The sequence below is a fragment of the Ruegeria sp. BC2 genome (assembly GCF_056539245.1).
The window spans coordinates 1,348,119-1,360,693 of record NZ_JBQFUQ010000001.1 but is presented as its reverse complement, the minus strand read 5'-3'; the positions used below and the strand labels follow the sequence as shown (position 1 = coordinate 1,360,693).

Sequence of the window (12,575 nt, the reverse complement as noted above, 5' to 3'; positions counted from 1 at the left end):
CCGTGGCGCAGGGGTTTTCGCTGAAGGATCAGCTGTTCAACGCGGAAAAGGCCCGTTACCTGGCCGGCCTGTTCACGCAGGCCGACCCCGGTTTTGACGGTGAGTCGTTCGAGGCTCGGGTCATGTCGCGCCTACCGGAGCTGGAGCTGAAGCAGCGGATCGCGTGGATTGCCGATTGTTTGCAGACGGCCTTTCCCGGCGCGCTCCCCGACGTGGCCCCGGTGATCCTGCGCGCCTTGCCGCCGCCTCTGGACCCGTCCCTGAGCGATGACGATTTCGGTGACTTCATCTTTGCCCCATTGGGCGAGTGGGTGGCGCAGGTCGGCGCGGACCATCCAGAAATGGCGCTAGATGTCCTTGCAGAGCTGACCCAGCGGTTTTCGATGGAATGGGCGATCCGGCCTTTTCTGAACAGCCATCCCGATCTGGTGCTGGACCGGATGCAGGACTGGTGCGGGCATTCCAGCTATCACGTCCGGCGGCTGGTCTCCGAAGGCACACGCCCGCGGCTGCCGTGGGGGCAGGCGGTCGGGCTGGACCTGACGGACCCGCTGCCGCTGCTGGATCGGTTGCACGCGGATCCGACGCGCTATGTCACCCGGTCGGTGGCGAACCATCTCAACGACATCACAAAGAAAGACCCTGACGTTGCGTTGAACCGCCTGAAGGCGTGGCATGCCTCGGGGGCGCAGGAGGCTGGCGAGATGCGGTGGATCACCGCACATGCGCTGCGCGGGCTGGTCAAGTCCGGCCATGGCGGGGCGATGGCGCTGCTGGGTTATGATCCCGACGCACCGCTGGAGGTGAATGTTGAGGTGATTGGCGAGGCCCGCATCGGCGGGGTTCTGGAGTTCGCCGTCTCGGTATCAGGGCCCGATGATCATCCGGTCTTGATTGACTATATCGTCCATTTTCAGCGACCTGGCGGGAAAATCTCACCTAAGGTTCACAAGCTCAAGCAGGCCAATCTGTCAGATGGCCGCCTGCGGCTGAGCAAGCGTCACAAACTCAAGGGCGACGCCACCACGTTTCGGCTGGTTCCGGGGCCGCACAGGCTTGAGATTCAGGTCAACGGCAAGGTCCGCGCGGGCGTGCCGTTCGAGCTGCTGACCTAGCGCCTCTCTTGCGCCCGATGGGCGGGGTTGTTATCCCGGCGCAAGCCCGATGAATTTGATCGGGAAAAGGCAATTGGGGTCCGTCGGTGGCAATCAACACAGCTCCTCCGCGATTGGAAATCCGCAATCTGGTCTGTCGGTTCGGCGGGCGCACGGTGGTGGATGATGTCTCGCTGACCGTTCAGGCGGGGCAGGTGACCTGTCTGCTGGGCCCGTCGGGCTGCGGCAAATCTACTACGTTGCGGATGATTGCCGGCGTCGAAATGCAGGACTCGGGCGAAATCTACGTCGATGGCAAGCTGGTCTGTGACACGGTGTTCAGGGTGCCGCCGGAACGTCGCGAGATCGGACTGATGTTCCAGGATTTCGCTTTGTTTCCGCACCTCAGCGTGGCCGACAATGTGGCTTTTGGCCTGAAAGGGGCCAAAGAGCAAAAACGGGAACGTGTCGAAGAGTTGCTGAGAAAGGTCGACCTGATCCGCCATATCGACGGGTTTCCGCATCAACTGTCAGGGGGCGAGCAGCAGCGGGTCGCGCTGGCCCGAGCGTTGGCGCCACGTCCGCGGATCATGCTGATGGACGAGCCGTTCTCGGGCCTCGATAATCGTCTGCGTGACGGCATCCGCGACGAGACCTTGGCCATCCTCAAGGAAGAGGACGCCGCCGTGCTGCTGGTCACGCACGAGCCCGAAGAGGCGATGCGCATGGCCGACGAGATTGCACTGATGCGCCGCGGCAAGATCGTGCAGCAGGGCGCGCCCTACAATGTCTACACCCGACCCGTAGACAAGGCTGCCGTGGCATTTTTTAGTGATGTCAATGTGTTGCAGTCGCAGGTGAATGGAGCATTGGCGCAAACTCCATTTGGTCAATTCCTGGCGCCGGGTGTCCCCGATGGCACTGACGTCGAAATCGTTTTCCGCCCTCAGCATGTGCGGCTGGACTTTGATCGCAATGGCAAGGGACCGCTGCCGACGGCGACCGATGGCGTTGCGGCCCGTGGCGTGGTCGAGCGCGCTCGCTTTCTGGGCAACGAAAGCCTGATCGAGTTTCGGATGGACTATGACGGCTCGATCCTCAAGGCGACCGTCCCGAACGTGTTCGTGCCCAATCCGGGCCGGGTGATGTGGTTGACCATCCGGCGGGATCGCTGCTTCGTTTTTCCAGCCTAGGCGCCGCAACCGGTCGATTTCCCGGCGAGTGGTGCGCGAATGCCGCAGAATGCGCCGGGGCATCGCTTGCCGCATCCTTTGGGGCCGTCTATCAAGGGCGAAACGCGGGGGCACAGGCAGGCAATGCGCATACTTCTGACAAATGACGACGGGATCAACGCCCCGGGCCTGATCGCGCTCGAGGCGATTGCCGCGGATGTGGCCGGCCCGGATGGTGAGGTCTGGATCGTGGCTCCGGCTTTCGAACAGTCAGGGGTCGGGCATTGCATCAGCTATACCCATCCCATGATGGTGGCCAAACTGGGCGAGCGTCGTTACGCGGCCGAAGGGTCGCCGGCCGACTGCGTACTGGCCGGGCTTCATGACGTGATGAAGGACGCGCGACCTGATCTGGTTCTTTCAGGCGTGAACCGGGGCAACAATTCGGCCGAGAACACTTTGTACTCAGGCACGATCGGCGGCGCGATGGAGGCCGCACTTCAGGGCATTCCGGCGATCGCCTTGTCGCAGTACTTTGGCCCGCGCAATCTTGGGCTGGAAGAACCGTTCGAGGCCGCCACACGGTTCGGAGCGGACCTGGTACGACGCATCCTTGAGGCCGATCCGCCCGCGCAGGAAGACTACCGCCTGTTTTACAACGTGAATTTCCCTCCGGTGCCTGCCGATGAAGTTCTTGGTACCCGCGTCGTGCGTCAGGGATTCCGACGCGACACGCATTTTGGGGTGGAACCGCACAGCTCGCCCTCGGGCCGCCGTTTCCTGTGGATCAAGGGGGGCTATCAGCACAACCCGACGGCTCCGGGAACGGATGCTGCGGCGAACCTGGACGGCTATATCTCGGTCACGCCGATGCGGGCCGACCTGACCGCCGATGATGCGCTGGAGGCGTTGAAGACGATCGAATGACCGGACTGGACCCCGAAACCAAGATGCAGTTCCTGTTCGCCCTGCGGTCGCGCGGGGTGACGGATGCGCGTGTTCTTGACGCGATGGAGCAGATCGACCGCGGCAAGTTCGTGCGCGGCCTGTTCGCCGAGCGTGCCTACGAGGACACGCCGCTGCCGATTGCATGCGGCCAGACGATCAGCCAGCCCTCGGTCGTGGGTCTGATGACGCAGGCGCTGCAGGTCACGCCGCGCGACAAGGTGCTCGAGGTGGGGACGGGTTCGGGGTATCAGGCTGCGGTGCTGTCCAAGCTGGCGCGGCGGGTCTACACCGTGGAACGCCACAAGCGTCTGGTACGCGAAACCGGAGAGCTGTTTCGAGAGTTGGGGCTGACGAATATCACGGCGATGCTGTCGGATGGATCTTTCGGGTTGCCCGAACAGGCTCCTTTTGACCGCATCATCGTCACCGCCGCGGCCGAGGACCCGCCGGGCCCGCTCTTGGCGCAGCTCAAAATCGGCGGTATCATGGTCTTGCCCGTTGGGCAGTCGGATGCGGTTCAGACCCTGATACGGGTCACCAGAACCGAGACCGGGCTGGAATATGACGAACTGTTGCCTGTTCGGTTCGTGCCCTTGCTGGAAGGGCTTGGAAAGGACGAGGCGTAACGTAGGTTTAGGAATTGGGCGCCAGAACCCCGGCAAACAGGGGCAGGTGTTGAGGACAGTGATATGAGAGCAGTTTCCAAGTCAGTCTTGGGTCGTGGAACAACGGCGATGGTGGCCGCGCTGGTGCTTGCCGGTTGCGAAGGCCCGCTGGATTACGACCTGCGCGGTCAGGTCGGCGGTTTTTCGACCACTCCGGCCGCACAATCAGCCACCACGAACCGGCCAGCGCCGGACAGCCGTGGCGTGATCACCTATCCGACATATCAGGTTGCCGTCGCGCAACGGGGTGACAACGTCGCCGCCGTGGCTGCGCGGGTCGGTCTGCCCGAGGCAGAGCTGGCCCGGTTCAACGGTCTCAAGCCCACCGACCAGCTGCGCGAGGGCGAAGTGCTGGCCTTGCCACGGTCCGTCGGCGCCGGAGCGGGGAATGTCGATATCGCTTCGATCGCCACGACCGCGATTGATCAGGCGCCGGACACGGGCGGCGTGCGGGTCACGAACCTTGAGCCGGCCAAACCGGCGCCCGTCACCTCGACGGACGAGCCGATCCGGCACAAGGTCAAGCGGGGTGAGACGGCTTATACCATTTCGCGCCTGTATCAGGTTCCGGTCGATGCGCTGGCTGAATGGAACGGTTTGGGTTCGGACTTCGCCGTGCGCGAAGGACAGTTTCTGCTGATCCCCGTCAAAAATCAGGCTGCACCGCGCCAAGCTGCCGCCGCAGCGCCCACGGCGACCACCGAACCGGGGCAGGGATCGCCCACCCCGACGCCGCCCAGTGCAACGCAGCCGCTGCCGGACGAAAAAGTTGCGCCGTTGACGCCCGCTCCGGACGTGACGGCCGAGGCCCCGACGAATTCCAGCTCGTCAGCCTTGGCTCTGCCGGTAACCGGCAAGATCATTCGCCCGTATGCCAAGGGCAAGAACGAAGGGATCGACATCGCCGGTTCGCCCGGTGCATCGGTCAAGGCGGCCGAAGCCGGTACCGTGGCGGCCATTACGGCGGATGCGGATCAGATCCCGATCATCGTCGTCAAGCACACCAACGATTTGCTGACGGTCTACGCGAATGTCGAGAACATCTCGGTCAAGAAGGGCGACCGGGTCAGCCGCGGCCAGAGCATTGCCAAGCTGCGCGGGGGTGAGAACGCCTATGTGCACTTCGAGGTACGCAAAGGGTTCGAGTCCGTCGACCCCGAAACCTATCTGCGCTGAGGGTCTGAGCGCCGTTCCAAGTAGCCTTGCGCGAAAAACGGGATCAGGCGGTCGGGTTGTAGTCAGCCAGCCGCTTTCCGGGCTCGTCCGCAAATATCTCGGGCAGCGGTGTGACGCTTTCGATCAGGTCGATGCGGAACACGCGGAAGGCGTCGCGCAGCTCGCACCAGGCGGTCAGGGTCCAGACCCGGCCCCAGTATTCCATGTGCAGGGGGCGGATCGTGCGTTCGGTCAGGGTTCCGTCGATTCGCCGGTAGGTCAGCCGCAGTTTCTGGCGCGATTTGATGGCCGCCCGGATCGGAGCCATATGCGCCAGCCCGCGCGCGGCATCGGCAAAGGGGTAGACGGCGAATTTCCACGCATCCGCCTCGGCCACCACCTGGGTGGGCAGTACCGCGTCGATCTTGGCGGCCAGCGCCTCGGCGGCGGCCTTCAGGTCGGGGTCGGCGGCCTCGGCCACGATCGCCATGCCGAGGTTCAGGGCCTCAAGCTCGGCCGCGGTGAGGTTCAGCGGGGGCAGGGTGATCTGCTCGCGCACCATGTAACCGACACCGCGTTCGCCCTCGACCGGGACGCCCGACGCCACCAGCGTGTCCATGTCGCGATAGATGGTGCGAACCGAAACCTCGAGCCGGTCCGCGATGTCCTGCGCGCGGTGCAGTTTGCCGTCGCGCAGGATCTGGATGATGTCGAACAGGCGGTCAGTGCGGCGCATGACACGCCGTCCGGACCGCGATCAGGTGGTCATGTTCCATAGCACTTTCTCGTGACGCATCTGGATGCTTGCGGGGTCGATGGCCGCCATCAGGCCGGCGGCAAAATCCTGCTGCGGGAACTGCGCGGCGGCGTCCTGTGCGGCCTTCATGTCGGTCCAGATGACATAATCGGTCCAGCTGCCATCCTCGCCCTGGCTCAGCTGTCGGTGGGCAAAGCCCGGGGCCGCGCGCACGAAGGCCTCGGTCGTCTGGCTGAGCCTGACGAACTCTTCCGGCGTGGTGCCATCAGCGAGGGTGAAGGTGACGATTTCAGCAACATGGGTCATGTGAGTCTCCGTTGACCAGGTTTCCATGCCCTGTTCCTAGCCGCCCGCAACTGACATAAACCTGTCAGTTGGAAATTACCAGCCCGCAAAAACCACATGAGCAGCGCGGATTTGAACGCGGATTTGACTTGCGTCACTTTTTTCGACGGCCCGGTGGGCGTAGACAGGCTTCCAGATCACATTCCCGGCGCGATGCGCCGACGTAGAAGGAGAAGAGACATGCTCAACAATATCGGCCTTCCCGGCCTGCTGCTGATCGCCGTCGTGGTGCTGGTGCTGTTCGGCCGCGGCAAGATCAGCTCGTTGATGGGTGAAGTGGGCAAGGGCATCACCGCATTCAAGAAAGGCGTCAAGGACGGTACCGAAGAGATCGAACAGGACGCGTCCGAGCTGGCCAAGGATGTCACGCCCGAGTCCGACAAAGACAAGGTCTAATCGCCCATGTTTGATCTGGGCTGGACCGAGCTTCTGGTCATCGGCATCGTTGCCCTGATCGTCGTGGGGCCCAAGGACCTGCCGGTTCTGTTCCGCAATGTCGGACGGTTCGTCGGCAAGGCCCGCGGTATGGCGCGTGAGTTCTCAAGTGCCATGAACGAGGCGGCCGACCAGGCGGGCGTGAACGACATCAAGAAAGGTCTGGACGCGGCCACCAACCCGGTGGGCAGTGCGATGGACGGCGTCAAGCAGGCGGCCCAGGACATGGCCAAGAGCATGGACCCGACCAAGTTCGACCCCGACAGCGAAACCGGCAAACTGGCCGCTGAGCGGGCCGAGCAGGCCAAGAAGATCCAGGCCTCAACCGCCCGTGCCGCCGCCGAGCGCAAAGCGAAAGAAGCCGCCGAGGCCTTGGCCAAGGCCGAAGAGGCCGAAGCCGCGCTGAAAACCGAAGGCAAGACATGAGCAAGACCGACGAGATCGAAGATACCTCGGCCCCCCTGATCGAGCATCTGACCGAGCTGCGCACGCGGTTGATCCACAGCGTCGTGGCCTTTTTGATCGGTATGATCATCTGTTTCACGGTTGCCACGCCGATCTTCAACTTTCTGACCCAGCCCCTGTGCGATGTTCTGTCCGAGCGCGGACAGGACTGCGACCTGATCTTCATTTCGCCGCAGGAGGGCTTCTTCGTGGCGATCAAGGTCTCGCTCTTGGGTGGGTTCATTCTGGCCTTTCCATATATCGGTATGCAGATGTGGCGGTTCGTGGCGCCGGGGCTCTATCGATCCGAGAAGAACGCCTTCCTGCCGTTCCTGCTGGCCTCGCCCTTCATGTTCCTGCTGGGCGCGAGCTTTGCCTTTTACGTGGTCACGCCGCTGGCCTATGACTTCTTCCTTGGGTTCCAGCAATTCGGGGCCGAGGGCGAGGCCTTGGCGGATGGCGCCACCGCGCCGCTGAGCGTGGTGTTCCAGGGATCGGCGCAGGAATATCTGAACCTGACGATCAAGTTCATCGTGGCCTTTGGCCTGTGTTTCCAGTTGCCGGTTCTGCTGACCCTGATGGGCAAGGCCGGGCTGGTCAGCGCCGAAGGTTTGGGCGCGGTGCGCAAATATGCCGTGGTGGGCATTCTGGTTCTGGCCGCCATCGTGACCCCGCCGGACGTGATCACCCAGATCATCCTGTTCGTCGTGGTCTATGGCCTGTACGAGATCTCGATCTTCCTGGTGGCCCGGGTCGAGCGGAAGCGTGAAGAACAGCTGCGGGCCGAAGGCTACTATGACGATGAAGAAGCCGCCGATGATGCGATGATGGACGAGTTTGACGCAGAAGACGGCAAATAAACCCGAGCAGTAAATGGGGAAGGGCGTGCCTTGGCGGGTGCGCCCTTTCTTCATCCGGGTCTTGTTGGCGGCCCGTGAACGTGGTTGAAATCGGCCGCAAGACTTCGGAGGACCCATGGACGACCAAGCCCTGAACCGCATCGCCGACGCCTTGGAGCGCATGGCCCCGGCGCCGTTGGCCGCGCCCGATTTCTCGGCCGCGCCCGCCTTTGTCTGGCACATCGGGCCCGACCGGCTTGAGCCGGTGCACAATGTCAACCGCGTCGATCTAGATCTGCTGGTGGGCATTAACCGGTCGCGCGATACGCTGCTGGACAACACGCGCCGCTTCGCTGCCGGGTACAAGGCCAACAACGCGCTGTTGTGGGGTGCCCGCGGCATGGGCAAGTCCAGCTTGGTCAAGGCGGTGCATGGGACCCTTCAGCCCGAGTTTCCCGGCCTGAAACTGGTGGAACTTCAGCGCGAGGACATGGGCTCGGTCGCGCGGCTGCTGAACCACCTGCGCGCCGCACCTTACCGGTTCATCCTGTTCTGCGATGACCTGTCGTTCAGCCATGACGACCAGCACTACAAGTCACTGAAGGCCGTGCTGGACGGCGGGATCGAGGGCCGGCCCGAAAACGTGGTGTTCTATGCCACGTCGAACCGCCGCCACCTGATGCCGCGCGACATGATCGAGAACGAACGCTCGAGCGCGATCAACCCGTCCGAGGCGGTCGAGGAAAAGGTTTCGCTGTCCGACCGGTTCGGGTTGTGGCTGGGGTTCCACCCCTGCGATCAGGACGAATACCTTGCGATGATCGACCGGTATTGCGCGGCCTATGGCGTCAGTGTCGATGCCGACGAACTGCGGGCCGAGGCGATCGAATGGCAGGCCACGCGCGGAGCGCGTTCGGGCCGCGTGGCGTGGCAGTTCTTTGTCGATCTGGCGGGCCGAAAGGGCGTTCACATCGAATGAAAACGGCGCCTGCTTGGGGCGCCGCAACATCTTTCCCGTCGATCTGACCGAAAGGTCTCAGCCCAGCATGGACAGCAGGCGCGCTGCCTCGTCCGAGGGGCTGGCCAGCTTCGACCGGTCCTCACCGGGGAAGAATCGCGCGCGCAGGGCTGTGGCCATCGGCCTGGGCTGCAACACATGAACCTTCGGCCCGGTGCGCACGGTTTCGGCGGCCCAGCTGCGCGCCATGGCGATCTGCGCGGCCTTGGTTGCGCCGTAGGTGGCGCAGAACTTCTCGCCGGCACGCGGGTCGTCAAAGAATACGGCCTGTCCAGCCTCACCCAGCAAGGGCGCGACATAGGGGATCAGCACCGAAGTTGCCGAGGCGTTCACGTCCACGGACTTTTGCCAATCCTTGGGGTCGATGAAATTTGCGGGCGTCAGCGGTGCGGTGTGGATGGCCGTATTCAGCCACAGGTCCAGCTTGCCCCAGCGGTCATGGATGCCCCGGCAGAGCGTGGCCATGGCATTGGGGTCGGCGATGTCCATCGGCGCCAGGGTGGCCGCGCCCCCTTTGGCCTTGATGCGGTCATCCAGGTCTTCCAGCCCGCCGGTGGTGCGGGCAACGGCGACGATGTGATACTCGGGCGCCAGCGCCTCGGCCAGAGCGGCACCAAGGCCGCGCGACGCGCCGGTGACAAGTGCGATTTTGATCTGATCGGTCATGCGCGGGGTTTGAACCCAAGCGCGCAGCCCGTCAAGCCCGGATCAGCTTCCGGGGATGGCGATGCGCTGGGTCCGGCCGCTTTGTCGCAGCATGATGCCGTCTTTGTCGATGGCCACGATCGTGCCCGAACCAAAACGGCTGCCGGTCTTGACCTCTTTCACCCGTCCAGACGATGAGCGCATCAGGGCGCGCATGTCGTTCTGCGGGCCAAAGACGCCCAGGACGGTCGTACCATTCTTGCTGAGCGCGCCCTTTTGGGTGGCCGCGCTGTCGACTCTGGGATTTGCCATGTAAACTGGCCGGCCCGGTGGCCCGGCCTCCGTGTGATTGCGTGAGTGAGCAGCCGGTTGGCTACCAGAGCCCAAGCGGAAGGAAAAGCCGGTGCAGCAGGTTTCGGCCATGTTTCGCCACGCTGATCCGGCCCATGAAAAAAGGGGCTCTACGGCCCCTTGGAGAAGTCTCTGAATTCCGGCCTTATTCGGCCGCCGGTTGCATCTTGAACCCTTGTTCAACCATGTCCGCCGGAGTGACGGGATACTCGCCCGAGAAGCATGCATCGCAGTATTGCGGGCAGTCCTTGCTGCGGCCCTGCGATTCGCCGACCGCCCGGTACAGCCCGTCCAGCGAGATGAACTTGAGGCTGTCGACCGCCAGATGCTTGGTCATTTCTTCCTCGGTCATCGTGGCGGCCAGCAGCTTTTCGCGCTGTGGGGTGTCCACGCCGTAGAAACAGGGCCAGGCCGTGGGCGGCGAGGCGATGCGGAAATGCACCTCTTTCGCGCCGGCATCCAGGATCATTTCCTTGATCTTGCGGCTGGTCGTGCCGCGCACGACCGAGTCGTCGACCAGTATCACCCGCTTGTCCTCGATCAGGGCGCGGTTCACGTTCAGCTTGAGCCGCACGCCCATGTTGCGGATCTGTTCGGTGGGTTCGATGAAGGTGCGGCCCATGTATTGGTTGCGGATGATCCCCATCGCATAGGGGATGCCCGACTCCAGCGAGTAGCCAATGGCCGCGGGCGTGCCGCTGTCGGGCACGGGGCAGACCAGATCCGCCTCGACGGGGCTTTCCTTGGCCAGCTCGCGCCCGATGGCTTCGCGTGTCTCATAGACCGAGCGTCCACCCAGAATCGAGTCGGGGCGCGAAAAGTAGACATGCTCGAAGATGCAGAATTTGCTGGGTTGCCGGCGGAACGGGAAATGGCTTTCAACACCGTTCTGGGCATTGATCACAACCATTTCGCCGGGCTCGATCTCGCGCAGGAATTCGGCACCGATGATGTCCAGCGCACAAGTTTCCGAGGCCAGGCACCAGCCATCGCCGATTTTGCCCAATACCAGCGGGCGCACACCCAGGGGATCGCGGACGCCGATCAGCTTCGTGCGGGTCATGGCGACCACCGAGAAGGCGCCCTCGACCCGGCGCAGTGCGTCTTCCATCCGTTCCGGTATGTTGCGCTGTAGCGAGCGGGCCATCAGGTGGATGATGCATTCGCTGTCAGACGAACTTTGGAAGATCGAGCCGCGCTCGATCAGCTCGCGCCGCAGGGCATTGGCGTTCGTGATGTTGCCATTGTGCGCAATCGCCGCGCCGCCCATCGAAAACTCGCCGAAGAACGGCTGTACGTCACGGATGGCGGTCTGGCCCTTGGACCCGGCCGTGGAATAGCGCACATGGCCGATCCCGATCGGTCCGGGCAGGCTTTCCATCACGTCGGACGAAGTGAAATTGTCGCGCACATAGCCAAATCGACGGGCCGAGTTGAAACCGAGCTCAGGATCATGGGTGACGATCCCGCCGGCTTCCTGCCCGCGGTGCTGCAGGGCATGCAGACCAAGAGCAACGAAATTGGCGGCATCCTTGACGCCGACGACCCCGAAAATCCCGCATTCCTCGCGGAGCTTGTCATCATCGAACGGGTGGGCGGGGGGCATCTGCGGGCTATGCAAGACAGGCAGCTCCGATTCCATGGCGAGTTGGCCCTCACATAATGCCTAATGCCCCCCATGTCACCAAAGGATCATAATTCGTTTTGCCGCAGGCCGGGTTTCTGGTTTGATGGGGCCGCGAACATGAGTGTTTCCCGTGTTTTGAACGCGCTGCGTGGAATGATGCCGGCAGCATTTGACCGAGGGCAAAACAGGTATGTGGCAGGGACGACCGGGCCAGAAAAAGGACGAGCACGTCAAGCGCCGGTGCCATCGGTGCCGCGGAATGGGACGTGCACCTTGCCAGATATGCAACGGCAAGGGCGAAGTCCTGAAGGGCCGAGATCACTTGGGCAAGCCCCAGTTCAGCCGGTGCGACGGATGCTTTGGCCTGAAAACCAACCGCTGTTCGGTTTGTGGGGGCGAAGGGTTCGTCTGACCCTCTGACAAAAGAAAAGCCCGGCTGGCCGCCGGGCTGCTTCGTTTTGCTTGGCTGGTAGCTGTTACTGGCCCTGAGAATCCGCTGTGCAGGATGCAACAAGCTCTTCGTACTGGGTGGTCACCCAACCCAGGGCGGCTTCGGGGTTCTGCTCTTCGATCCTGTCGCTGAACTGCTCGAATACCTTGGCCGAGCGGCTTTCGTCGACGATCGTGTAGGACTGGCCCGTCATCACGGTGTCGTAGACAAAGAAGGCGATAGCGACCAGCAGAATGCCGCGGGCGATGCCGAAGAAGAAACCCAGCGCCTGATCCAGTCCACCCAGCGCCGAGCGCTGTACAAGGGACGAGAACAACGGGGTGAAGATGCTGACCACGATCAGCGCAATGGCAAACACCGCGGCAAAGCCCGTAATCACCGACAATTCGCAGCTGTCACGCAAGAAGTCTCCGACCACCGGGATTTCCTTGACCAGCGGCACGGCTTGCGGTGCAAAGATGAAGGCCAGAACTGCGGCGGCGACCCAACCTGCAATGGCCATGACCTCGCGCATGAAGCCGCGCGAATAGGCCAGAATCCCCGACAGCACGATGATCAGGGCAACGAGCCCGTCAATTATTGTAAAACCTTCCATGGCCCTCGCCTGTTCTTTTTCTGCCCCTCGAGGC

At 63.0% G+C, this 12,575-nt stretch carries 15 protein-coding genes; 9 read left to right on the top strand and 6 right to left on the bottom strand.

All coding sequences use genetic code 11. The annotated features are described in order from the left end of the window. Positions 1–2: 2 nt before the first annotated feature. The 5 genes from ACR0CU_RS06670 to ACR0CU_RS06650 all read left to right on the top strand — a co-directional run bounded on the left by ACR0CU_RS06670 (position 3) and on the right by ACR0CU_RS06650 (position 5,055). Positions 3–1,115 (top strand): hypothetical protein, encoded by a 1,113-nt coding sequence (locus ACR0CU_RS06670; protein WP_480642975.1) that lies wholly within the window; start codon positions 3–5, stop codon positions 1,113–1,115. 86 nt (positions 1,116–1,201) lie between these two features. Then, positions 1,202–2,287 carry an ABC transporter ATP-binding protein gene (locus tag ACR0CU_RS06665; RefSeq protein ID WP_170338320.1) on the top strand — a complete coding sequence of 362 codons (1,086 nt, stop codon included), beginning with the start codon at positions 1,202–1,204 and terminating at the stop codon, positions 2,285–2,287. 123 nt (positions 2,288–2,410) lie between these two features. Further along, on the top strand, positions 2,411–3,193 hold the full coding sequence (gene surE, locus ACR0CU_RS06660; RefSeq protein WP_170363331.1) for a 5'/3'-nucleotidase SurE: 783 nt from the start codon (positions 2,411–2,413) through the stop codon (positions 3,191–3,193). Beyond that, positions 3,190–3,840: a protein-L-isoaspartate(D-aspartate) O-methyltransferase gene (locus ACR0CU_RS06655; RefSeq protein ID WP_170338827.1), complete on the top strand. Its 651-nt coding sequence runs from the start codon at positions 3,190–3,192 to the stop codon at positions 3,838–3,840. The genes surE and ACR0CU_RS06655 overlap by 4 nt, the downstream gene beginning before the upstream one ends. A 63-nt stretch (positions 3,841–3,903) precedes the next feature. Then, positions 3,904–5,055 (top strand): M23 family metallopeptidase, encoded by a 1,152-nt coding sequence (locus ACR0CU_RS06650; protein WP_170338325.1) that lies wholly within the window; start codon positions 3,904–3,906, stop codon positions 5,053–5,055. Positions 5,056–5,098: 43 nt separating this feature from the next. On the opposite strand, the gene ACR0CU_RS06645 is transcribed toward ACR0CU_RS06650, so the two are convergent. Then, positions 5,099–5,770, bottom strand: a complete 672-nt coding sequence (locus tag ACR0CU_RS06645) for a helix-turn-helix transcriptional regulator (protein WP_170446341.1) — start codon at positions 5,768–5,770, stop codon at positions 5,099–5,101. A 21-nt stretch (positions 5,771–5,791) separates the two neighbouring features. Beyond that, positions 5,792–6,097, bottom strand: coding sequence for a hypothetical protein (locus ACR0CU_RS06640; protein ID WP_480642688.1), 306 nt, complete (start codon positions 6,095–6,097; stop codon positions 5,792–5,794). 219 nt (positions 6,098–6,316) lie between these two features. On the opposite strand from ACR0CU_RS06640, the gene ACR0CU_RS06635 reads away from it, so the two are divergent. The 4 genes from ACR0CU_RS06635 to ACR0CU_RS06620 all read left to right on the top strand — a co-directional run bounded on the left by ACR0CU_RS06635 (position 6,317) and on the right by ACR0CU_RS06620 (position 8,833). Continuing rightward, positions 6,317–6,532, top strand: coding sequence for a twin-arginine translocase TatA/TatE family subunit (locus tag ACR0CU_RS06635; protein ID WP_170338833.1), 216 nt, complete (start codon positions 6,317–6,319; stop codon positions 6,530–6,532). 6 nt (positions 6,533–6,538) lie between these two features. Then, complete coding sequence (gene tatB, locus ACR0CU_RS06630; RefSeq protein WP_170338333.1) at positions 6,539–6,997, top strand: Sec-independent protein translocase protein TatB; 459 nt, start codon at positions 6,539–6,541, stop codon at positions 6,995–6,997. Further along, the gene (gene tatC / locus ACR0CU_RS06625; RefSeq protein WP_170366117.1) at positions 6,994–7,875 is read left to right on the top strand and encodes a twin-arginine translocase subunit TatC; all 882 of its coding nucleotides are present in this window, start codon (positions 6,994–6,996) and stop codon (positions 7,873–7,875) included. Before tatB ends, tatC begins: the two co-directional genes overlap by 4 nt. Before the next feature lie 115 nt (positions 7,876–7,990). Continuing rightward, positions 7,991–8,833, top strand: a complete 843-nt coding sequence (locus tag ACR0CU_RS06620) for an ATP-binding protein (protein ID WP_480642685.1) — start codon at positions 7,991–7,993, stop codon at positions 8,831–8,833. A 57-nt stretch (positions 8,834–8,890) separates the two neighbouring features. Here the strand turns inward: ACR0CU_RS06620 and ACR0CU_RS06615 are convergent, their stop codons facing one another. The 4 genes from ACR0CU_RS06615 to ACR0CU_RS06600 all read right to left on the bottom strand — a co-directional run bounded on the left by ACR0CU_RS06615 (position 8,891) and on the right by ACR0CU_RS06600 (position 12,541). Then, a complete protein-coding gene (locus ACR0CU_RS06615; RefSeq protein ID WP_480642683.1) occupies positions 8,891–9,538 on the bottom strand; it encodes an SDR family NAD(P)-dependent oxidoreductase in 648 nt (215 codons plus the stop codon). 42 nt (positions 9,539–9,580) lie between these two features. Beyond that, on the bottom strand, positions 9,581–9,829 hold the full coding sequence (locus tag ACR0CU_RS06610; RefSeq protein ID WP_093962257.1) for a hypothetical protein: 249 nt from the start codon (positions 9,827–9,829) through the stop codon (positions 9,581–9,583). A gap of 184 nt (positions 9,830–10,013) precedes the next feature. Next, a complete protein-coding gene (purF, locus tag ACR0CU_RS06605) occupies positions 10,014–11,474 on the bottom strand; it encodes an amidophosphoribosyltransferase (protein WP_480642681.1) in 1,461 nt (486 codons plus the stop codon). A 497-nt stretch (positions 11,475–11,971) separates the two neighbouring features. Next, positions 11,972–12,541 (bottom strand): CvpA family protein, encoded by a 570-nt coding sequence (locus ACR0CU_RS06600; RefSeq protein WP_093962256.1) that lies wholly within the window; start codon positions 12,539–12,541, stop codon positions 11,972–11,974. Positions 12,542–12,575: the final 34 nt, after the last annotated feature.

Bases quoted from the DNA above. Each gene is read 5' to 3' on its own strand.
- ACR0CU_RS06635 (WP_170338833.1), top strand. From the start codon at position 6,317: ATGCTCAACAATATCGGCCTTCCCGGCCTGCTGCTGATCGCCGTCGTG.
- ACR0CU_RS06600 (WP_093962256.1), bottom strand. From the start codon at position 12,541: ATGGAAGGTTTTACAATAATTGACGGGCTCGTTGCCCTGATCATCGTG.
- ACR0CU_RS06615 (WP_480642683.1), bottom strand. From the start codon at position 9,538: ATGACCGATCAGATCAAAATCGCACTTGTCACCGGCGCGTCGCGCGGC.
- tatB (WP_170338333.1), top strand. From the start codon at position 6,539: ATGTTTGATCTGGGCTGGACCGAGCTTCTGGTCATCGGCATCGTTGCC.
- ACR0CU_RS06645 (WP_170446341.1), bottom strand. From the start codon at position 5,770: ATGCGCCGCACTGACCGCCTGTTCGACATCATCCAGATCCTGCGCGAC.
- surE (WP_170363331.1), top strand. From the start codon at position 2,411: ATGCGCATACTTCTGACAAATGACGACGGGATCAACGCCCCGGGCCTG.
- ACR0CU_RS06610 (WP_093962257.1), bottom strand. From the start codon at position 9,829: ATGGCAAATCCCAGAGTCGACAGCGCGGCCACCCAAAAGGGCGCGCTC.
- tatC (WP_170366117.1), top strand. From the start codon at position 6,994: ATGAGCAAGACCGACGAGATCGAAGATACCTCGGCCCCCCTGATCGAG.
- ACR0CU_RS06620 (WP_480642685.1), top strand. From the start codon at position 7,991: ATGGACGACCAAGCCCTGAACCGCATCGCCGACGCCTTGGAGCGCATG.
- ACR0CU_RS06640 (WP_480642688.1), bottom strand. From the start codon at position 6,097: ATGACCCATGTTGCTGAAATCGTCACCTTCACCCTCGCTGATGGCACC.
- purF (WP_480642681.1), bottom strand. From the start codon at position 11,474: ATGCCCCCCGCCCACCCGTTCGATGATGACAAGCTCCGCGAGGAATGC.
- ACR0CU_RS06650 (WP_170338325.1), top strand. From the start codon at position 3,904: ATGAGAGCAGTTTCCAAGTCAGTCTTGGGTCGTGGAACAACGGCGATG.
- ACR0CU_RS06655 (WP_170338827.1), top strand. From the start codon at position 3,190: ATGACCGGACTGGACCCCGAAACCAAGATGCAGTTCCTGTTCGCCCTG.